Below are 20,366 nucleotides of genomic sequence, written 5' to 3' on the forward strand. Positions count from 1 at the left end.
TACGGGGTCCTCCTAGCGCGAGGTGGGCGGGGTTGAGCTGAGGGCGGCGCCGCGGGCTGCGGTCTTGGCGGGCAGCCTGTCGTGATGGGCCGAGGTGGTGGTGATCTCGCCGAGCCAGGCGGCGTGGGCGGCTGGGTCCAGGGGTTCGGGCCCGAGTCTGTCCAGCCAGTGCGGGTGGGTCTGGAGGGCTGCGTAGGTCAGCGCGTGTATCCGTTCGTCGATGAGCTGGTTGACCTGGGTGAGCAAGTCACTCCCGGTGGTGTCGAGCCCGGTCGCGTCTGGGACGGCGCCGATGTCGCGGGCTTCGTCGCCGTGCCGGTCCAAGTACGACCGAGCCCCAGACAGGAGCTCTGACGCGGGATCCGTGCGGGGCTCGAAGGCGGTGATGAGATTGCCGAGAATGACGTCCGCATCCGGCGCGAGTCTCGCGAGGAGGTCGAGCGTCGTGAACACGCGTCCGGCGTCGGGGGAGCGCGTCAACCGGTCTATTGCCGGTTGCGTCATCCCGTGGTCGGCGAGGGTCTGGGTCCATCGGGTTTGGGCGGCGTCCGCGTACAGGGTGCGGGCGATGGGTTCGAGCCGCCGCAGGGATGTGGCCTCGTCCTGCCGGGTGGCAATCGTGGCTGTGGCGGACTGTTCGGCGCCGGTGGTGGCCAGGACGCGAGTGAGGATGTCGTGGGCGTCGAGGCCGGCGTGCGGGTCGGGCAGACCGTCGCAGTCGGTGTCGAGGGTGTCGGTGGCGACGTAGAGGTGGTTGGCCTCGCGGCCCCGGGTCATGGCGACGTAGAGGTTCTCCCGGGTCATGCCGGCGTGGGTGAGCACGTGCGCCCGGTCGACGGTGATGCCTTGGGCGCGGTGCGTGGTGGTGGCGTAGGCCAGCTCGACGTGGTCGGCGACGTACTGGGCCGGGAGCACGACAGGGTCGCTGTCCTGCGAGCCGGCGGTGCCGACGACGCCACGGCGGGCCAGGCGGGTCCGTGCGGGGGCGACGGTGAGGGACCCGTCGGGGTTGATGTGGTGCACGTCCCACAGGTCCCCGTTGCGCACGTACCCGCCGGCGGTCCTCAGGTGTCGGTCGTTGAGGCGGGTGACGATCCGGTCGCCGACCCCGAGGGAGGTCCCGGTGCGGGTGGTCAGGCCGCCGGGGGCGACGAGCCCGTCTTGGACGCGGTCGTTGTGGGCGCGGGTGTTCAGCGCGGTGACGGTGGCGGTGTCGGGGGCGAGCAGGACGGTGGTGTAGCCGGCGGCCACGTCGGTCGACCAGGCGGTGTAGGCCTCCTCGAGCATCGATTCCCCGGGCCCGGCGTGGATCCGCCCTGCGTCTTGGTAGGTCTCGAGGACACGGGGGTTGCCGTCACGGAGGGCGGTCGTGGCGACCGCTTCCCAGGGGTGGGTGAACCGCCACAGGCTGCGCAGCCGGGCCCCGCCGATGCGGGTGGCGAGCAGACCGAACGCGCCGCCGGCGTCGACGGCGGACAGCTGGGCGTGGTCCCCGACGAGCAGCACCTTGGCCCCCGCCGCGACGGCTTGGCGGGTCAGCTCGTCCAGGGCGAGGGTCCCGGCGAGGGACGCCTCGTCGACGATGAGCAGCTGGTCCGGTTGCAGGGTCCAGTGCTGCTGCTGGCGGTGGTAGTCGACCAGGGCAGTGTCGATGGTCCGCAGCCGGGTCAGGTCGATCCCGCTGGCGCGCTCACGCAGCGTCGTCAGCTGGTTGATCACACCTGCGCGAGTGATGGCTCCGGGGCCGGTGGACTCGTGCAGCCACTTGGCCGTGTTCTCACAGCTGATGCCCAACGCTCCGGCGAGGTTGGCCGCTGCGGTGGAGGACGGTGCGAGTCCGATCACGGACCCGTGCCCGTGGGTCCGTTCCCAGACCGTGCGCACCGCGGCCAGCGTGGTCGTCTTGCCGGACCCGGCAGGGCCGACCAGCAGGTCGACCAACCGCTTGGATCCCGCGATCGAGCGGACCGCCTCAACCTGGTCGTTCGCGAGCCGGCCGTCCGCGTCGCCGGGGAGGACCAGGGCGTCGTCAAACAAGGGAGCGGTCGGCGCCGTGAGGTCGGCGGCCGCATTCAGGAGGCGGATTTCGGCGTGGAGGATGACGGCGTCGGTGTACGTGTGCTCGTCGGGCCGGTCGAACACCGTGCCCCCGTCGGGACGGGTGTACCGGCCCGTTGCCTGAAGCACGGCCGGGGCCTCGAGGCTGATGCACCGCCCCAACGCCGCGTCGGTGACCGTGTCCAGGAGCTCGAGGCGGTCGGCCGGGGAAGCGGTGATCAGTGCTCGGGTGACGCGTGCTGCTTCGGAGAACACGTTCCACCGGGTCCAGGTCGAGCGCCGTTCGCGCACCCCGGCCAGCACCTGCCCGGCCAGGTCGTCGATGACAAGGCCCGGAACAGCCCCTGCCTGAACGGGTCGCACTTGCGAGTGACGGAGGCCCGCCGCGGTGAGGTCGCGCGGTGACATTCCGGTGACATCGGTGGCCCGCCGCCGCCACCTGCTCAAGAGCTCGCGCAGCGGGGAGATCCGTTTGGTGGGGCGGGTGGCGCGGGTGACCTGCTGGCGCAGCCGGGTGATCTCGATCCGGTTCGGCGCCCGCCCGTGCCCGGCGGCGAACCCGGCCACGGCGGTCGTCATGGCTTCGTCGATCTGGCTGGTGCGCTGGGAGAACGCCGTCATGAGCTCATCGCTGATCCCGTCGAGCTCGAACGCCAACGACCGGTGCGCACCCCGGGACCGCCACCCCCACCCCACGGGCAGCCGACGGGACAGCTCGTCGACCAGGAACCCGTTGTAGGCCTCGGAGACTGCGACGACCGCGTGGTGCAGTGCGCGGGAGTCCACCGACCGCCACGCGCCGTCGCGGCCTTGGACCTTGTTGGCCAGGACCACGTGGGTGTGCAGGTTCGGGTCACCGGCGCGGGAGTCCCAGTGGTCGAACGCCACCGCGACCGCCCCCAGCGTCGCCTCCTGCCGACACCCGGCGTGCCCGGTCCGGGTGTAGAGGGCCCGGTCCTGCAGGACGTCCATCGCCTGCTCGACCGCCGCGGCGTGTGCGTCAGTGACAGCCTGCCGGGTCCTTTCGTCGGCCACCGCCCACAGGGTCGAGACGGACTTCATCGCGGTGAACGTCAGGTCGAACCCGGCGACCACCGGCGAGGTGTCCCGGCCCAGCTCCACCCGGGTGATCGCCTCGACCGCCGCCTGCCGGGCCGGCGGTGACATGTCCGCCGGGAGCGCCTTGACCTGGGCCGCGACGCGGTCGGCGGGCGAGACCACAGCCGGGTAGGCCCGACCGAGCGGGACACCGGTGAGCGGGTTCAGTCCGTGCGCGAACAGCCGCGACATCCCCACCTCCTCGACCACCGCGCCCGCAGAGAGCACCGATCGGTCGGTAGTGGGGTCCGCAAGACCGGCCAGGCCTCGGCCGAGCCAGCGGCCCGGCGGGTTGCCCGACTCCAGGTAGTACGCCGTGACCGGGGCCGGCCCGGTGCGCTGGCAGTCACCGGTGGCGACCTACCGCAGCAGGTACCGATACCCGGCCCCAGCGGACAGCCGGTGCGTCGTCATCACCACCGCCGACCACCCCACCTCGGGCCGCCGCGCGCGTAGATCCCCACATCAGCGGGAGGGCGGATCCGCCGAAACACGCGACGGCGTCGGCCCGAACCAGAGCCCGGGTGCCAGAGGTGTCTAGCGGGTTGATGGCGGGGGCCCGGCAGGTCGATGGCGGCGGGAGGGTCGGCAGGTGCTGCGGGGCGGGGGGAGTGGGGGGCGGATGCGGTGCGCGAGGAGTGATCGGGCGGTGATGGTCGGATCGATGGGAGCCGGGGCCTTGGGGGCCGGAGATCACGGGGCGCAGCGGATCTCGGCGTCGCGTGTTTCGTCGATTCCGCACACCCGCTCATGAGGGACGGAGTCGTCCACAGAACATCGGCTGCCGGCCACGTGGACGCTGGCGTCGCATGACCCTGGGGCCGAGCGGGATCGGAGGTCACTATGAGCTACACCTGGTCGACGGGCGCCGCTGCGGTGCTCGAGCACGTCGGGAACGACTGGGCAGGGGTGTGGTCGCTGCTGTTCGCCGCGACCAAGGCCACCTTCCGCCTGTCTCTGCTGGTGCCGCTCGACCTGGGAGCCGAGCTGGCCTACGCCGCGATGGATTCCGGGGAGGCGCGCGACGAGGTCGGCTGGGCGCACCCCGACGTGCCGCTGGCGGCCCTCGCTGTCGATCTGGGGCCCGCGGGCCCCAGTCTCGACGTGGCGGACACCTGCTCTGTGATCGTCGGCCTGCTGGATGGCGCACTGCACTGGCTGACTCCGCTCGGCGCCGTCGACTGCGCGCCGAGCGACCGGCAGCTCGCGCGAAGGGTCGGTTCGAAGGTCTTTGCGGCTCGCGACGTGCTGGCGGCCCTGCGGTCATGAGGGCGACCTACGGTGACCTCGTCGGGCGCGCCGGGGTCGACATCCACACCGGCCTGCTGCAGGTGATGCGCCGGGGTTTCCAGGACCCCACTCAGGCCCAGAACACCGTCGGCACGTACTACGACCTGCTGGCCGCCCTGCGCAACCACGCCTGGTGGCTGCTCGACCCGGCGAAGGCTCGCCCGGCGGACCTGCCGCCCCAGGGCCGGGGTCGGCCCGACCACGATGACCTGGACCTTGTCGCGGCGAACCTCTTCGCCAGCCTGGGTCCTCTCACGCAGCGACCCGTGCCGATGCCGTACCCCGAACCGACGTTCGACCACCCGTGGCGCGACGCGGCCGTCAAGCTCGGCGTGGCCACCGACCTGCTCGCCACGCACGTGGGCCCCCGCTACGAACCGCGCTCCGAGCAAGCAGCCCTGGTGCTGGACCCCGAGCAACGCCACGGCGCCCTTGCGTTCATCGCCGCACTAACGGACCTGACCCTGAACGCCGACTCCGCGATCGGCGCCGCATGCCGACACCGCGACATCCCCTGGGAGCAGGTCAACGCCTGGCTCCCGGACCGGTCGACCAGCAAGTCGCTGACCCACCGGCTGCACAAGCTCGCGGCTGACCACGAGCACGGACGCGGACTGCGCGACGTCACCACGAATCTCTACCCCGTGCGTGAGGGCGACCCGGTCGTCGAGCTCGGCGACCGCATGCTGCGCCTCCGACACGCCGCCTGGCAGCTCGCCGAGACGACCCCGGACTACTCCGTCGTGACGCTGCACGACCTGGCCGGCCTGGGCATGGCAGCTCATCTGCACACCGCCCACGCCCATGGCATCGACTTCCGCGCGTCCAGCTCGCTGTCCAATCGCCTCGTCTCAACCGCACGCGCGTTCCAACGACTCATGGTCGACCTGGACGACTACCTCGCCCCGGGCCCGCCGGACCCGGGGATCCGGGTCGAGATCCTCGCCGCTCGCCAGATCCTCGCCGAGACCGTGCCGCTGCACCGGCCCGCGCACACGCTGACGATCTCCGACCCGAAGACGCGCGAGACACTCGAGGTACTGCACGGCGCGTGCGACGTGCTTGCCCAGGTCGCCCGCATGAACCAGACCACGTACGCGACCCTCGCCCGCTCGGATTTGGTACACATCCCGACCCGTCTCGTGGATGGCGAGACTCTCAGCGAGGACCCAATCGCCGCTGCGGCCAAGTTGACCGGCGCCCGCCGGATCCCCGCGCCCGCAGCCCGCATCAGGGCGACACTGCACCTCTACGAGGCCATTGGTGCGGTCACCGGCCATGTCCCGCCATATGCGGTGCCCTTGGCACGAGCGAAACAGTACGGGCCTCCGATCCTCTTCCGACCTGCGGAGTTCGAAGGACGACCGTGGCTCTCGCCGGACCTGGACTGACCGACCCCGCCGATCTCTGCGGGTCGGTCGGACTTGTTGCTGCGGGCAATGCTGGGCACGGTCCCGGAGTCCCTCGCGATCTGCCCGCTCGACGCCTCGCCCCGGCAGACGACGGCCACGACATCCCTACGGAACTCCTTCGGATGAGGTTTGGGCACGGTGTACATCCTTCCAGCGGGACCCTCGTCCCCACAGGTCGGGTCTCACCTATCCGTGAAGCAGCCCCCCGCCCGCGGCCCCAACTCAATGTGACACAACATCTACTCATCGGCGCTTGAGAAGAGGCGCATCACCTCCTGCCAGGCAAGAGACTCCGTGGACCATGCGTCTACGTCGCGTCCGGCAGCGAGGGTTGCGCAGTTCACGGCGTACGACGTAAGAGTCTGCGAGACTTCGCCCCGGCCGGCAGCTAGATGCCCTAGCGCGCCCTTCAGCAATGCGTACTGTGAAGGCGTTGCAGCATCCAGAAGTAGTTCGTCAGCGATTCTCACCATCTCGGTCGCTGCCGAGATTAGCTCTTCTTTGGCAGCTATAGCTGACGCATAGGCACCGAGAACTTCAGCCTCGATGATGACGGCAAGATGGCGGCCAGCGTGGACCTGGAGATCGACGCATTGAAAAGGCACAAGTGTTTGGCCAAATCTACTCGATACCCGCCGAGCGCCTTTTACTACCGCTCTCACGTTGCCGTGGTTGCGCGTGAGCATGGTCACTAGAGAATCGGCCTCACCGAGCTCCGCGACGCGGAGAATGACAGCCTCGTCTCGATACCGCGACTTCTCCGCCCTGTCCGGCGAAGGTCGCGCCGGCTTCAACGGGCGGTCGAAAAGCTCCGCCTCGGCTTCGAAGCGGGAGTCATCGTCGCGGGGATACGTCTCAGTCGGATCTAGATACACCCCCGGGAATAACGAGGCGCGGATCCATGCGACATCGACCAATTCCGGAAGCTGACGCGCGCCATAAGCCTGCAGGTATTCCAAGTCGTGAAACCGATCCGGCCGGCTCTGGCGGAGCATTCGTATCGATCGCCAACTGGATGGCCAACGTTGTGCCACCCGGAGGCTGTACTCAAGGGCAGTCGAGAAGATGAAAAGGTCTTCCCGAACCGCCGGATCGGGAACGCGATGGGATCCAGCGAATGCAGATGCCACGCTCCCGGTCCATCGCCGCCACTCCGCGTCGTTGGATCCGACCACGAGATCGAGGTAAGCCACCGTCCCAACCGACAGTCCTGTCCACGATGACAACACCGCTCGACGCAATTCCTTCTGATACTCACCATGATTGGGGCCATTAATCGCATCCTGGCGGGCTGCGTCAAGCAACAGATTCCAACGATGCGCCTCTACATGAAAATAGCTGCCGACGACCCTCTCGGGATCCGCGTACGGCGAGTACCGTGTCGGCAGCCACTCGTCGAGCTGCGCAGTGGTTGAGTATATGAGATTTCGGAAATTCTCAAGCTCTAGCGCTATCACGTCGTCGCTCAACTCCATGCGCGACCACCTTCAACAAATACGTACGGTAGATCATATTTCAATGTTGGTTTGCAGACTGACCTGTGCGATTTTCCATCTGCTGCGTGGCTGTGGCGGTCCGTATCGTACCGCTCGGTGATCACAACGCGATCTGGGTTGGCCCACAACAGGTCTGCGCGAAGTGACTCGAAATGCCACTCGGTCACTGCCCGTTCCGTCCGTTGCCGCGTATTAGCGATGACTTGGGACCCCGGCTGTAGGTCGCTGTAGGCGGTAGCGGTCCTTAAGAGCATAGCGACGAACGGTCCGATTCCTGGTCCATAGGCAAGCGCAAGCCTTCCGGCTGGGCGAAATCCTGCGCTGGCCGGGCTGAATAGCCGAAGCTGCGCTTCAAGAAGCACCGGCGGCGCGCCGGTGCAGTTCGTACTATTGACCCATTCATCAGCGGCGTCAATAACGGCTCGGCGGATTATCAACCCACCTAGTGAGTGACCCACAAGAACCAATTCGTCGTACTCTACGTTACTATTCGCAGGGTCACTGAACCGTGCAGCCGTGAAATTGACCGCGGGCGTCGGGTAGAAGTCTCGAATGTAGCGGCCGAGCCGCGCGGCCATAGCTGTGATGTCTTCCCTCGTCGAGTCGTACCCTATGAAGAGAAGGTCGGCTTCTTGCCACCACTGGTCGTAATCAGGGCTCACCGCGAAGTCGCCCCAGCTCTTGATGATGTCGCCCCACCACCCGTGCAGGAATACCACGAGGCGTTTCGCCGTCGTCGTGGAGGCCAGTCCGTGGACCTGAAGTGGATGGCTGATGTGTGAGTAGATGTGCGCGGACATCGTCTAGCAGTCTAGGGGTCAATGGCACGACGGGCCGTGTGACGCGCTCGGATCGTGACAGCTGGCGGAACCCCCCTGGGTGCATGGTCAGGACCCGCCGACTTGTAGGGGCTGCCTCGCCGCGCCAAGACCTCGTGAGCGCGGACCGTCGTGCTTGGTCGGCGTATTGATGCCGCCGGGCGATCGGGATGCGTCACTCCTTTGGCCGTAGCGCGCAACCGTGGTCCCGACGCGCCGAGGGTGTTCCGCCCGTCGGCAGCCGAGCGAGTGCCGGTGACGTACCGGATAGCGACTCTCGGTGCGCCCGACGCGCGGCGAGCGCTCGTGGACGGACGCCAGTTCTAGGACCGCCGCAGCCGCACCGCTCCGACGGTTCCGGCCGCGGTGACGACGACCGCTCCCGCGAGCCACGTGACGGCGCTTGCCGCGAGCATCTGCCGGGCTCGGTGCCACGTCGACGCGAGGGAGGCTCCGGCGACCACCACGCCGGAGCCGCGCGGACCCGACGGGCATCAGCCCGGTGACGTTGCCGTACTACCTGAAGAGAGATGTTCACCGGACGCCGTTGCCTCCGACGTGCCGCTTCCACTGGCTTCGACGCCCCTAGATAGCGCGCACCGTCGTGTTCGGGCTCGAACTGATCAGAATCATCCGACGGCACCAGGCGCGTCCGTATTGGCGGGCAAAGGAGGCCGAGACGCCTTGACTTCGCGTTCACGCTGTGGCCACTCGAGCACCGTCCGACCCGCAAGACGCTCGTCCCGGCGTTGGCGGTCGCTGCGGTTGTCTACCGGAACCACTGAGCTCCTCGAGCCACAGCAGCAAACCTGGCCATTGACCGCTGGGTTTGGAATTGTAGGTATTTCAAACTCAGCGGGCTTCCTTCACCTGTTCGATTCGACGTCGATCGGGTCCGATGACACATCCAATGAGTTCGCCAGATTCGGTCACTACGAGACTCGTCGAGACCCCGTTGTGGCTGAATGCGTAGAGATCGACTGACGCGCAGCTCGTTGTACGCAGCGCGCCGACAAGCGCATCGAGGCCGACTATGTCGTCGGGTTGTGACCGAAGGCGGCGGGTCTCAATGCGAAGCAACTCAGACGTGCTGGTGCGCGCATGCGGAACATCCTGCGGCCCCGCACTTCGAAGCTGCCTTGCCGCCAACTCGGCCGTACCTATGCGCGATTGGGCTTCAAGCGCCAGTTTGACTAGTTCTTCCTTGTTCATCACGGGTGAGGCTCCCACGGAAGGACGTCTGCGCCTGTAACGCGGCCCTTGATCAGCACTTCGCTCTCGTTGTAAACATCCGGCGAGGCCACGCGGCTGAAGCCTGCGTCATCCGCGTTGGCTATTCGCATTACCACGCCCGGACCGTTGCCTTCTGACGCGATGTCTCGGGCGATCGACTCATCCGTCGTCCAGGAAGTGAACTCGCTCAGTGTGTTGCCCCCGTTGTGGAGTGAAGGGCTGGCGTGGCCTCCCCGGGGCTCGGCGATCCCCTTCGCAGCGTCTTGCAGACCCGGATGGTCCGCTGCCAACCCTCGGTAGAGGAAGCTGCCCTCGTCTGCGGTCTCGGCAGCACGGGCTGCCTTGGCGACAGTCTTTCCTTCATCGGCAGCGTGAAGTACTTTGCCAAACGCGATAGCCTTGGCGCCGAACTCTACCAGCCCTGCGCCATCGATCGCGAATGATGTCGCTATTCCGATCCCCTGGCCCCATTTGTATGCAGCGGTGCAACTATTGGCGGGGTCTTCTGTTTCGCCGTTGAGACCGTAGTTGATCAGCCTTCGGATCTGTTGGGTGCCGCCGAAGGTGATCGCGTCGCCGAAGGCGGCGATGCCGTCGCTGAAGTTGTCGAGCCAGTCGAGACCGAGTGGGTCGGTGAGTTGGAGGGGGTTGCCGGGTGTGTAGGCGTAGGGCTGGTGGGTGGTGGCCAGGAGGGGGTCGATGGTGAGGAACTGGCCAGTGGTGGGGTCGTAGTAGCGGGCTCGTAGGTAAAGCAGTCCGGTGGGGTCGGTGTACTGACCGGCGTAGCCGAAGGGAGTGACGGCCGAGACGGGCGCGTCGTTGATGTCGGTGGGGGTGCCGTAGGGGCTGTAATCGCTGTCGGCGACGACGTTCCCGGAGTGGTCGGTGACGCTTCGGACGGATCCGGTCTGGTCGGTGTGCAGGTAGTCGACGCTGTTGTCGGCGTTGACCTGGGCGAGGGGGGTGGACCCGACCCCGTAGACGTACTGGTGAGTGCCGTCAGAGAGCAGCTCGGGGACGGTGGCGGTGGAGTCCCAGACGAAGCGTTGGGTGCCGGCAGCGGTGGTCGTGGTGGACCGCAGCCCGGACGCCTCGTAGGTGTAGGTGCTGGTGGCGCCGGTCGGGTCGGTCAGGCTGGTGAGCTTGCCGGTCTGGTCGTAGGCGTAGGCGGTGGCCTGGTCGCCGGTGGTGGCGCCGGTGCGTTGCCCGAGCGCGTTGTAGGTGTAGCTGGTGACCTGCCCGGGGGTGCCGTCGGAGGCGGCCGCCGCGGTGCGGGTGGTGACCTGCCCGGCGCTGTCGTAGCCCAGGGTCGTGCCGTCGGGGAGCTGGGTGAGCTGGCCGGTGCTGGTGAACCCGTAGGCGCCGGTCTCGGTGCCGGTGACCTGGCCGAGCTGCCCCAGCGGGTCCCACGTGTAGGTGGACGTGGTGGTCGCCGTGGTGGGGGGTGCGCGCGGTCCGGTGGACCGGTCGGCGGTTTGGGAGGTCAGCTGCCCGGCGTTGTCGTAGGCGTAGGCGAGCTTGAGCAGCTGGGTGCCGGCGGAGGTGTCCGAGGTGATCGCGGTGGTCTGCCCGGCGGTGTCGTAGGCGTGGTGGGTGGCCACGCCGTTGGGGTAGGTGAGGGTGTCGACCTGCCCGTCCTTGGTCCAGGAGTACTGGTAGTCACCCCCGGTCCAGTCCGACACCTTCGTCAGCTGCCCCGCCGCGTCGTAGGAGTACCCGACCGTGTTCCCACCCGGGTAGGTCAGCGTGGCCAGCCGGCCACCGGCGGTCCAGGCGTAGCCGACGGTGGCCCCGTCGGTGGTGACCGTGGTCGGCCGCCCCGCGCCGTCATAGACGTAGGTCGTGCTCGAGGACCCCGACGTGGCAGTCGTCACCCGAGAGGCGGCGTCGTAAGCACGGGTGGTCGCCGGGGTGGTCCCCGAGTAGGTGGTCCCCGTCAGCCGCCCGAGCCGGTCGTAGGTGGACGTGGCCGTCCCGCCGTCGGGGTAAGTGACCGTGGCCTGGTGCCCGGCGGGGTCGTAGGCGTAGGCGGTGACCCGACCCGCAGTGTCGGTGGTGGTTTTCAGCCGGCCCGCGGCGTCGTAGGTGTACTTGGTCACCGCCCCGGACGCGTCGGTGTAGGACGTCTGCCGACCCGCCGCGTCATAGCCCCAGGCCAGCGTGGATCCGTCGGCGCGAGTCACCTGGGTGGTGCGCCCCGCCTTGTCGTAGGCCGTGCTCACCGCCCGGCCCAGCGCGTCGGTCACCGTGACCGGCCGGCCGGCCTGGTCGTAGGTGGTAGTGGTCGCGTGCCCGTTCGGGTCGACGAATTTGGTAACCTGCCCCGCCGCGTCGTAGGTGTACGAGGTCGTGGCCCCCGACGGGGTGGTGGTCGAGACGACCTGGCCCAGCACGTCGAACGTGCTGGTCGTCACCCGACCGTCCGCGTCCGTGCTCGACGTGCGGTTCCCCGCCGCGTCATAGGTGTAGCTGGTCACCCCACCGTCCGGGGCGGTGATCGTGGCCACCCGGCCGGCCTTGTCGTACGACCACTTCGTCACCGAGCCGTTCGGGTCGGTCGCGGTGAGGCGCTGACCGGCGGCGTCGTAGGTGAACGTGGTGACCTGCCCCAGCTGGTCGGTGCTCGAGGTCACGTTCCCCACCGCGTCATACCCCATCGCCGTGGTCGACCCGTACGGGTCCGTCGTCGACAGGGGCCGGCCCGCCGGGTCGTAGGCGATCGTGGAGGTGTACTGGGCCGGGGCCGCACCCGTCACGTTCCCCCGCGGGTCCGTGGCCGACACCTGCCGGCCCACGGCATCGAACACCGCCGTGGTCACCGCACCGGTCGGGTCGGTGGTCGAGGCCAGGTACCCGTGCGCGTCGTAGGAGTACCGGGTCACGTTCCCCGTCGCGTCCGTCGCCGACGCGACCGTCCCGTCCGGGTTCACCGTGAACGAGGTCACCGCACCCGTCGGGTCCGTCTTGGACTGCAGGTTGCCGTGGCTGTCGTAGACGAACGTGGTGGTCTCACCGGCCGGGTTCGTCACCGTCAACGGCTCGTTGAACCCGTTGTACGTCATCGACGTCGTGCGACCCAACGGATCCGTCGCCGACAGCCGGTTCCCCGCGTCGTCATACGTGAACGTCGCGATACGACCAAGAGCATCAGTCTGCGACGTCACCTGATTCGTCGGCCCGTACGTGAAGTACGTCGTGGCTTCCAGCGTTGTGCCGGCCGCCTTCGTCTCCGAGATGACCTGCCCGTTGACGTACCGCTCAACCGTCTTCGACCCATCCGGATCCGTGATCGTGGTCTGCCCGTCCCCGTACGCGAAGCTGGTGGTGCGCTCCAAGGCGTCGGTCTGGGAGACCACCCGCGACGCGGTGTCATACGCGTTCGTCGTCACGCCACCGTCCGCGGCCGTCATGGACACCATGCGGTGCAGCAGGTCATAGGCGTAGGACTGCACGCTCCCGTCGGGCGCCGTGACGGAGGTCAGGTCACCGTCGGAGGAGTAGCCGTAGCTGACGGTGCGCCCGGTGTTGTCCGCCGCTGAGGCGACGTGGGCACCGGACCAGGTCAAGGTAAGGCCGCGGCCGCGGTCGTCGCTCAGCGTGGTGACGTGCCCCGATGAGTCCCTGGTCAACGTCACGCCCTGCCCGTTTCGGTCCTCCATCCGGGCCAGGCGGCCGCTCGCATCGAACCGGTAGGTCTGGGTGGCCTTACGGACCAGGACGAAGGTGCCGTCAGGGTTCTGCTTGAGGGTCGCCTGCACTCGTGCCGGCGCGCTGTAGGTGCCGTCTGCTCCGCGCACGAAGTCCAATGAACTGCCGTTCTCCTGCGTGATCCGCAGCTCGGACGCGTTGCCGACGGTCGTGCCCGAGGCGCCAGCGGAGATGGCGATCTGCATCTCGAGGCTGGAGGACCATCCGTAGCCGAACGCGCCGGCGACTGCGGAACGGCTGGCGCCGTACGAACGCACGACTGACAACGGCGCCCCCGAGCCCGTCACAGCAAGATCCGTGGTCGACTCCCAGAACTCACCGGTGCTGGTGTTCACCGGGTCGGCGTGGCAGCGGTCACTGCAGGCGACCGACGGGTTTGACCCGCCCGACGTCTCACCGGCAGACGTCGGACCAGTACCTGCCGAGCTCAGACGGCCGCTGATGGCGCGCACGTCGTTGGTGGGCAGGGTGTAGTTGCCGGGGGCGTCCTGGGCGACGTAGGCCACGTAGGTGTGGCCGCCTGGAGTGGTGCTTACGTTGTTGCTGACGGTGTTGCGTGAGGTGCCGCCGCAGGTGGACTGATTGCAGACGGCGACCAGCCGGGCCGAGTCGTCGTAGATGCTCAGGTTGTAGGGGCCGTCCAGGGGTGCGGTGGCCGTAGCCGTGACGCTCACCCAGTTCGGAGTCGTCGTGGCCCTCACTTGAAGCGTGACCGAACCGTTCCATCCAATGTTGGTGACGTGCACGCTTCCCGAGGTGGCGCGTACGTCGTTGCTGGGCAGGGTGTAGTTGCCGGGGGCGTCCTGGGCGACGTAGGCCACGAAGTGCCGGGTGGCGTTGGTCGTGGTGCTGACGTTGTTGCTGGTGACGTTGCGTGAGGTGCCGCCGCAGGTGGACTGGTTGCAGGTCGCGATCAGCTGGTGGGAGTCGGCGTCGTAGATGCTCAGGTTGTAGGGGCCGTCCAGGGGTGCGTCGGCGGTGGCGGTGACGCTGGCCATGGTGTTGTGCACGTCGACCTGGGTGCGGGAGATCGTCAGCGAGACCGTCCCGGACCAGCCGGTGTTCGTCACCGCCACCGTGTTGGAGGTGGCGCGTACGTCGTTGCTGGGCAGGGTGTAGTTGCCGGGGGCGTCCTGGGCGACGTAGGCCACGAAGTGCCGGGTGGCGTTGGTCGTGGTGCTGACGTTGTTGCTGGTGACGTTGCGTGAGGTGCCGCCGCAGGTGGACTGGTTGCAGGTCGCGATCAGCTGGTGGGAGTCGGCGTCGTAGATGCTCAGGTTGTAGGGGCCGTCCAGGGGTGCGTCGGCGGTGGCGGTGACGCTGGCCATGGTGTTGTGCACGTCGACCTGGGTGCGGGAGATCGTCAGCGAGACCGTCCCGGACCAGCCGGTGTTCGTCACCGCCACCGTGTTGGAGGTGGCGCGTACGTCGTTGCTGGGCAGGGTGTAGTTGCCGGGGGCGTCCTGGGCGACGTAGGCCACGAAGTGCCGGGTGGCGTTGGTCGTGGTGCTGACGTTGTTGCTGGTGACGTTGCGTGAGGTGCCGCCGCAGGTGGACTGGTTGCAGGTCGCGATCAGCTGGTGGGAGTCGGCGTCGTAGATGCTCAGGTTGTAGGGGCCGTCCAGGGGTGCGTCGGCGGTGGCGGTGACGCTGGCCATGGTGTTGTGCACGTCGACCTGGGTGCGGGAGATCGTCAGCGAGACCGTCCCGGACCAGCCGGTGTTCGTCACCGCCACCGTGTTGGAGGTGGCGCGTACGTCGTTGCTGGGCAGGGTGTAGTTGCCGGGGGCGTCCTGGGCGACGTAGGCCACGAAGTGCCGGGTGGCGTTGGTCGTGGTGCTGACGTTGTTGCTGGTGACGTTGCGTGAGGTGCCGCCGCAGGTGGACTGGTTGCAGGTCGCGATCAGCTGGTGGGAGTCGGCGTCGTAGATGCTCAGGTTGTAGGGGCCGTCCAGGGGTGCGTCGGCGGTGGCGGTGACGCTGGCCATGGTGTTGTGCACGTCGACCTGGGTGCGGGAGATCGTCAGCGAGACCGTCCCGGACCAGCCGGTGTTCGTCACCGCCACCGTGTTGGAGGTGGCGCGTACGTCGTTGCTGGGCAGGGTGTAGTTGCCGGGGGCGTCCTGGGCGACGTAGGCCACGAAGTGCCGGGTGGCGTTGGTCGTGGTGCTGACGTTGTTGCTGGTGACGTTGCGTGAGGTGCCGCCGCAGGTGGACTGGTTGCAGGTCGCGATCAGCTGGTGGGAGTCGGCGTCGTAGATGCTCAGGTTGTAGGGGCCGTCCAGGGGTGCGTCGGCGGTGGCGGTGACGCTGGCCATGGTGTTGTGCACGTCGACCTGGGTGCGGGAGATCGTCAGCGAGACCGTCCCGGACCAGCCGGTGTTCGTCACCGCCACCGTGTTCGACGTGGCAGCGACCCCCGACTGCGGAGGTCCCGTTGTTGGCAGAGAGGTGCCCACGAACGCCGTGAACGTCCGTGTGGCGTTCGTGTCGATCCTGACGGTCGTCCCGATGCTCCCGGAAGCGCAGGCGCTGGAGCCGTTGCCGCAGCTCATGATCAGGACACCGGTGTTGTCGTAGACACCGACAACAGTCCCCGGCAGGTACGTGCCGTTGATCGCCGGGCTGAACGTCGCTGTGATCGACGCGGTCGGGTTGTGCACGTCCACCGTCGAAGCCGACGAGCTCAACGTGACCGTCCCGCTCCATGGGATCGGATCGGCCGCCAGTGCGGCCGGCGCCGCCACCGTGCCGGTGACGATCAACGCCAAGGTTGCGATGACCGCGCCCACGAACCGGCCCCAGCCACGACGTACCTGATTCTCGAGCACGGTCCCCCCAGTCTCATGCGAGCGCGACGAGCCTAGGGAGAGCCCCACTCATGCACTGGGGAATGGAGGAAGTTCGCCCGAATGCACTAGCCGCAGCAAGTTCTGCAGACGCTCTCCGGGGCGATGCAGATCGCCACACCCCAGCGCTCGAGCTGCGTCAACGGGACTGCTAGCGCGGCAGGCGAGGGTGTCGGCCACTGTTCCCAACTACTCGACCACTCCTGACGACGTCTGGATCGGCACGCGACGGCGGGCCGTGCACGCAGAGGGTCGCGGCCGCTGGGTGCCTCTCAGGGGGCGTCCTCGCGAAGGCCGGCAGCCATCCACCGTCCGGTGAGCCACCACGCCCAGGGCGCGCAAACGGGCCGCCTCTGCGAACGTTCTTCCACGTGTCTTCCACGCGGACGTATCACTGCAGGTCAGTGGGTGCCCCGAGTGGGATTCGAAGCCCTATTCCCGCATTTTGAACGGTTCGGAATGGAGCGGAAGTGAGCGGAAATATGACCGCTGACCTGCGACGACGCTCCGGGCGCTAGTGACGCTGAGTTGATGCGCGCGTACTCTGGCTATGACACGAAAGTGACATGAATGGCTGGAGTGGGATTATGGCAACTCGTCGAAGCGGCTTCGGTCAGATCGTGCAGCTGCCCTCGACACGATGGCGTGCCAGGTACACCGTCCCAGGATCGATCCCACAAGTGTGGGTCAACGCACCGGTGACGTTCGAGACCAAGAGGGAGGCGCAGGTCTGGCTCTCTCGGCAGCACACGGCCGTCGTGGACAAGGTCATCGAACCGCGGGCAGAGGCTTCTCGCATGACGTTCCGCGAGTACGCCAGCGGCTGGCTGGACGAGAGGCGCAGCGCGTCCGGGCAGCCCTTGCGGGTGTCGACGAGGCGCGGGTACCAGCACCTGCTCGAGCACCAGGTGTATCCGACGCTGGGGGACCGGAGGTTGTCGGCCCTGACACCGGAGATCATCCTCACCTGGTACCGGTCGATGCTGCCGAACCGGCCGACGTCGCGAGCGCGGACGTACGCGGTGCTGCGCACCATCCTGACCACCGCCGTCGACGACGGGCTGCTGCAGAGGAACCCGTGCCGGATCCGCGGGGCCGGGCGATCGGTGCCCGCGACCCCGACCACCGTCGCCACCCCGGCGCAGGTCGTCGAGCTCGCCGCGCACGTGCCCGAGCGTCTGGCGCTCGCCGTGCTGCTCGGCGCTTGGTGCCAGCTGCGGAACGGGGAGGTTCTCGAGCTGCGCCGCGGTGACATCACACCGGAGCGGGTGGCCGTGACCCGTGGCGTCACGTGGGCCAACGGCGAGCCTCACGTGGGCCCACCCAAGACAGCGGCCGGCGTACGAGTGGTCTCGGTGCCGCCGCACATCGCGTCGGCCATCACCGACCACCTGGCGCGGCACACCGCGGCCGAGCCGAGCGCCCTTCTGTTCCCGGCGGAACCGGGCGGCGTCCGGCAGATGAACCCGGTGACCTTCTCGTACTACCTCAAGCGGGCGGTAGGCCGGACGTCACTGCCGCCGACGTTCCGGTTCCACTGGCTCCGGCACACCGGCCTGACGCTGGCCGCGCAGTCCGGAGCGACGATCGCCGAGCTGCAGGCTCGGGCGGGGCACTCCACCCCATCGACCGTGATGCTCTACCAGCACGCGACGGAAGTGCGAGACCGTGCGTTGGCCGATGCGCTCTCGAGGTTGGCGGCGGCTGACGCGCTCTCCGCCGTCCACGGCGGCTGAAGTGCGCCAGAACCGGTCGTTGGTCACCGGTCGACAGGCGGTACACGGACTACTTCCCAGCCGACCATGGAGCGCCCCCAACGTGCCACCAGATCGTCCACGCTGACGTTCGCACTCTCGACGAGTTGTGGGACTTTGGCCCATGGTCACTAGAGTTCGTGCCCGCATAGCGGGCGGCTCTGGCGGCAGACACACTTGGCGTTCCCGACACCTTCGGGCAATGTCGGTGGGCGGCCGTACGGTGGGGCTCGTGGCACAGTGCACAGCACCCCGGGAAGGTCACCGCACCGCAAGCGGTGCCGCCAACTGCCCCGTCCATGGCGGCCGTTACGGGGGCTACGGGGCTGGCTACTACCCGCCCCGCACCGCTTACACGCCGTCGACCGTCTACGCGCCGGCGCAGCCCCGGACGTACCCAAGTTACGCCAGTCGGTCATCTGGTCGGAGCGGACGTAGTAGTTCGAGCCGGTCGCGTCGACTGATGGTCACCTACTCGGCTACCGATTACAAGACGCTCAACCCCGTGCACGAGCAGGTTGTGCGCATTGCCAAGACGGACACCGATCGCCGCGATCTCGGGTCTGCTGCACGGATAGGTGACAGCGGGTCTCAGGCGGCGAGTGCGACCTGAGTGTTCATGATGGTCTCGAACTCGATGGGTGTCAGGCGCCCGAGCCTTTGTTGGCGTCGGCGGCGGTGGTAGGTCCTTTCGATCCAGGTGATGATCGCGATGCGCAGGTCCTGGCGGGTGGCCCAGCGACGCCGGTTCAGGACGTTCTTCTGCAGCAGCGAGAAGAAGCTCTCCATGGCGGCGTTGTCGCCAGCAGAGGCGACCTGGCCCATCGAGCCGACCAGGTCGTGGTGAGCCAGGACGCGGGCCACCTTCCGGCTTCGAAACTGGCTGCCTCGGTCCGAGTGCACCACGCACCCAGCGACGTCGCGTCGCCGCTGCACGGCGCTGACCAGTGCATTCACCGCGATCTGGGAGGTCATGCGATCACTGATCGAGTACCCCACGATCCGGTTGGAGAACACGTCCTTGATCGCGCAGAGGTAGATCTTGCCCTCGGCGGTGGGGTGCTCGGTGATGTCCCACAGCCATAGCCGGTTCGGCCCGTCGGCTCGGAACTGGCGCAGCACGAGGTCGTCGTGGGCCGGCGGGCCGGCCTTCTTGCCGCCTCGGGAACGCTTCTTTCCGAACACGGACCACCAGCCATTGCTCGAGCAGATCCGCCACACCGTGCGGTCGCAGGCGACCATCCCGGCCCGGGCCGCCTCGTCGGCCAGGAGTCGGTGACCGAACTCCGGGTCGTCGAGGTGGGCGTCGAACAGGGTGTTGGCCAGATGCGCCTGCTCGAGCTCACGAGAGGTCACGGGTGCGGCAAGCCAGCGGTAGTACGGCTGCCTGGCGAGCTTGAGAACCCGACACGTCACCGCGACGGGCACCCCGTCGACGGCGAGCTCACTCACGAGCGGGTAGAGCCTTTTCCCGGCAGATTCGCCTGGGACAAGTACGCCGCCGCGCGGCGCAGCACCTCGTTCTCCTGCTCCAGAAGACGGATGCGACGGTTGGCCTCGCGCAGCTCGGTCGACTCCGACCGGGTCACGCCCGGACGGTTGCCGTCCTCGACATCGGCATCACGCAGCCAGTTGCGCAGACACGACTCGGCGATCCCGAAGTCGGCCGCGACCTGCTTGAGCGGAGCCTCACCGCGTCGGGCAACCGCCACGACGTCCCGGCGGAACTCCATCGGATAGGGCCTGGGCACGGTGCACATCCTTCCAGCGGGGACCCTCGTCCCCACAGGTCAGGTGTCACCTATCCGTGCAGCAGACCCCTCTTCCTGTGCCACGCTTGGGATGACCGACAGGGTGCCGCCCTGGATTTCTACAACCACCTTGAGCGTCTTGAGGTCAAGGTGTGGTTCAGTGAGAGAGACGTCCCCTTGGGGACCTCGCTCCTGCGGCAGATTGATAGAGGGCTGAAGAACTCTCGCGCCGGAGTCGTGCTCGTGACGCCCTCGCTGCTCAAGAGCCTGAACGCGGAAGGAATAGCAGACAAGGAACTCTCCGCACTCCTCGCCACCGATCGCGTGATCCCGGTTGCCCACGGCACCACGTTCGAGGCGCTGCGGGACGTGAGCCCTTTGCTCGCGGCGCGGTCGGGCCTGAGCACGGGAGAGTCGTCGCTGGAAGAAGTCGCCGCGAAGATCGCGGATACGGTGCTGCTCGACTAGTTGGTGCAGGAGCGGCACAAGGAGGCGGCAAGCCGCCCGCCGGACCGCCGAGACCGTCTCGAGAGCGACGGCCGGCCGACCCCAGTCGCGCGCTCTCGAGGCGATCAGGAAGCCCGGAAGTGCTTGGAGTACTGCTCGAGGAGCGGCGGGATTGCCGGGTCGATTCGGGGGTAGTCGTAGAGCAGCACCATCGGCTCGTATCCCATGAGGAAGCAGTGGGAGTTGAGCCGCCCCAGTGAGACCTGTTCTTCGAGGGTCGCAGGCTCCTTGCGGAGGAGCTTGCGGATGGCGTCGATGGAGTCGCTCGCCTTGATGGCGAGCTCGGCCGCGCTGGAGGCGATCTCTGGCGGTTCGTCGGTCCATGACCTCAACGGTGTGCCGTGCCGGTAGGCCGTCGAAACGTGCTGTGGGCGCATCGTGCCTTCTCTGTC

At 67.8% G+C, this 20,366-nt stretch carries 11 protein-coding genes and 1 pseudogene; 5 read left to right on the forward strand and 7 right to left on the reverse strand.

Annotated elements, in window-relative coordinates; translation table 11 throughout:
- Nucleotides 1-12: 12 nt before the first annotated feature.
- Nucleotides 13-3,462, reverse strand: a complete 3,450-nt coding sequence (gene mobF / locus QMF98_RS07925; protein ID WP_337975575.1) for a MobF family relaxase — start codon at nucleotides 3,460-3,462, stop codon at nucleotides 13-15.
- A 537-nt stretch (nucleotides 3,463-3,999) separates the two neighbouring features.
- On the opposite strand from mobF, the gene QMF98_RS07930 reads away from it, so the two are divergent.
- Together QMF98_RS07930 and QMF98_RS07935 are read left to right on the forward strand one after the other, a co-directional pair.
- Nucleotides 4,000-4,425 carry a hypothetical protein gene (locus QMF98_RS07930; protein ID WP_337975434.1) on the forward strand — a complete coding sequence of 142 codons (426 nt, stop codon included), beginning with the start codon at nucleotides 4,000-4,002 and terminating at the stop codon, nucleotides 4,423-4,425.
- Nucleotides 4,422-5,837, forward strand: a complete 1,416-nt coding sequence (locus QMF98_RS07935) for a hypothetical protein (protein ID WP_337975435.1) — start codon at nucleotides 4,422-4,424, stop codon at nucleotides 5,835-5,837. The genes QMF98_RS07930 and QMF98_RS07935 overlap by 4 nt, the downstream gene beginning before the upstream one ends.
- Before the next feature lie 260 nt (nucleotides 5,838-6,097).
- On the opposite strand, the gene recO is transcribed toward QMF98_RS07935, so the two are convergent.
- From recO to QMF98_RS07955, 4 genes are all read right to left on the reverse strand, one after another.
- A complete protein-coding gene (gene recO, locus QMF98_RS07940) occupies nucleotides 6,098-7,333 on the reverse strand; it encodes a DNA repair protein RecO (RefSeq protein WP_337975436.1) in 1,236 nt (411 codons plus the stop codon).
- A complete protein-coding gene (locus QMF98_RS07945) occupies nucleotides 7,324-8,154 on the reverse strand; it encodes an esterase/lipase family protein (RefSeq protein ID WP_337975437.1) in 831 nt (276 codons plus the stop codon). The genes recO and QMF98_RS07945 overlap by 10 nt, the downstream gene beginning before the upstream one ends.
- An 870-nt stretch (nucleotides 8,155-9,024) precedes the next feature.
- Nucleotides 9,025-9,387, reverse strand: coding sequence for a hypothetical protein (locus QMF98_RS07950; RefSeq protein ID WP_337975438.1), 363 nt, complete (start codon nucleotides 9,385-9,387; stop codon nucleotides 9,025-9,027).
- On the reverse strand, nucleotides 9,384-15,944 hold the full coding sequence (locus tag QMF98_RS07955; RefSeq protein WP_337975439.1) for an RHS repeat-associated core domain-containing protein: 6,561 nt from the start codon (nucleotides 15,942-15,944) through the stop codon (nucleotides 9,384-9,386). Before QMF98_RS07955 ends, QMF98_RS07950 begins: the two co-directional genes overlap by 4 nt.
- 605 nt (nucleotides 15,945-16,549) lie before the next feature.
- On the opposite strand from QMF98_RS07955, the pseudogene QMF98_RS17015 reads away from it, so the two are divergent.
- Together QMF98_RS17015 and QMF98_RS07960 are read left to right on the forward strand one after the other, a co-directional pair.
- Nucleotides 16,550-16,705, forward strand: a pseudogene (locus tag QMF98_RS17015) (site-specific integrase); the annotation flags it as partial.
- Nucleotides 16,706-16,759: 54 nt separating this feature from the next.
- A complete protein-coding gene (locus QMF98_RS07960; protein ID WP_337975440.1) occupies nucleotides 16,760-17,698 on the forward strand; it encodes a tyrosine-type recombinase/integrase in 939 nt (312 codons plus the stop codon).
- A gap of 609 nt (nucleotides 17,699-18,307) precedes the next feature.
- Here the strand turns inward: QMF98_RS07960 and QMF98_RS07965 are convergent.
- A protein-coding gene (locus QMF98_RS07965; protein WP_337974643.1) for an IS3 family transposase occupies nucleotides 18,308-19,467 on the reverse strand; the annotation gives its coding sequence in 2 pieces (ribosomal slippage) (nucleotides 18,308-19,186 and nucleotides 19,189-19,467; 1,158 coding nt in all).
- A gap of 75 nt (nucleotides 19,468-19,542) precedes the next feature.
- On the opposite strand from QMF98_RS07965, the gene QMF98_RS07970 reads away from it, so the two are divergent.
- Nucleotides 19,543-19,935: a toll/interleukin-1 receptor domain-containing protein gene (locus QMF98_RS07970; protein WP_337975576.1), complete on the forward strand. Its 393-nt coding sequence runs from the start codon at nucleotides 19,543-19,545 to the stop codon at nucleotides 19,933-19,935.
- Between the two features lie 104 nt (nucleotides 19,936-20,039).
- On the opposite strand, the gene QMF98_RS07975 is transcribed toward QMF98_RS07970, so the two are convergent.
- The gene (locus tag QMF98_RS07975; protein WP_337975441.1) at nucleotides 20,040-20,351 is read right to left on the reverse strand and encodes a hypothetical protein; all 312 of its coding nucleotides are present in this window, start codon (nucleotides 20,349-20,351) and stop codon (nucleotides 20,040-20,042) included.
- Nucleotides 20,352-20,366: the final 15 nt, after the last annotated feature.

The sequence above is a fragment of the Cellulomonas sp. NTE-D12 genome (assembly GCF_027923705.1).
GTDB lineage: Bacteria > Actinomycetota > Actinomycetes > Actinomycetales > Cellulomonadaceae > Cellulomonas.

Bases quoted from the DNA above. Each gene is read 5' to 3' on its own strand.
- QMF98_RS07930 (WP_337975434.1), top strand. From the start codon at position 4,000: ATGAGCTACACCTGGTCGACGGGCGCCGCTGCGGTGCTCGAGCACGTC.
- QMF98_RS07935 (WP_337975435.1), top strand. From the start codon at position 4,422: ATGAGGGCGACCTACGGTGACCTCGTCGGGCGCGCCGGGGTCGACATC.
- recO (WP_337975436.1), bottom strand. From the start codon at position 7,333: ATGGAGTTGAGCGACGACGTGATAGCGCTAGAGCTTGAGAATTTCCGA.
- QMF98_RS07945 (WP_337975437.1), bottom strand. From the start codon at position 8,154: ATGTCCGCGCACATCTACTCACACATCAGCCATCCACTTCAGGTCCAC.
- QMF98_RS07960 (WP_337975440.1), top strand. From the start codon at position 16,760: ATGACGTTCCGCGAGTACGCCAGCGGCTGGCTGGACGAGAGGCGCAGC.
- QMF98_RS07975 (WP_337975441.1), bottom strand. From the start codon at position 20,351: ATGCGCCCACAGCACGTTTCGACGGCCTACCGGCACGGCACACCGTTG.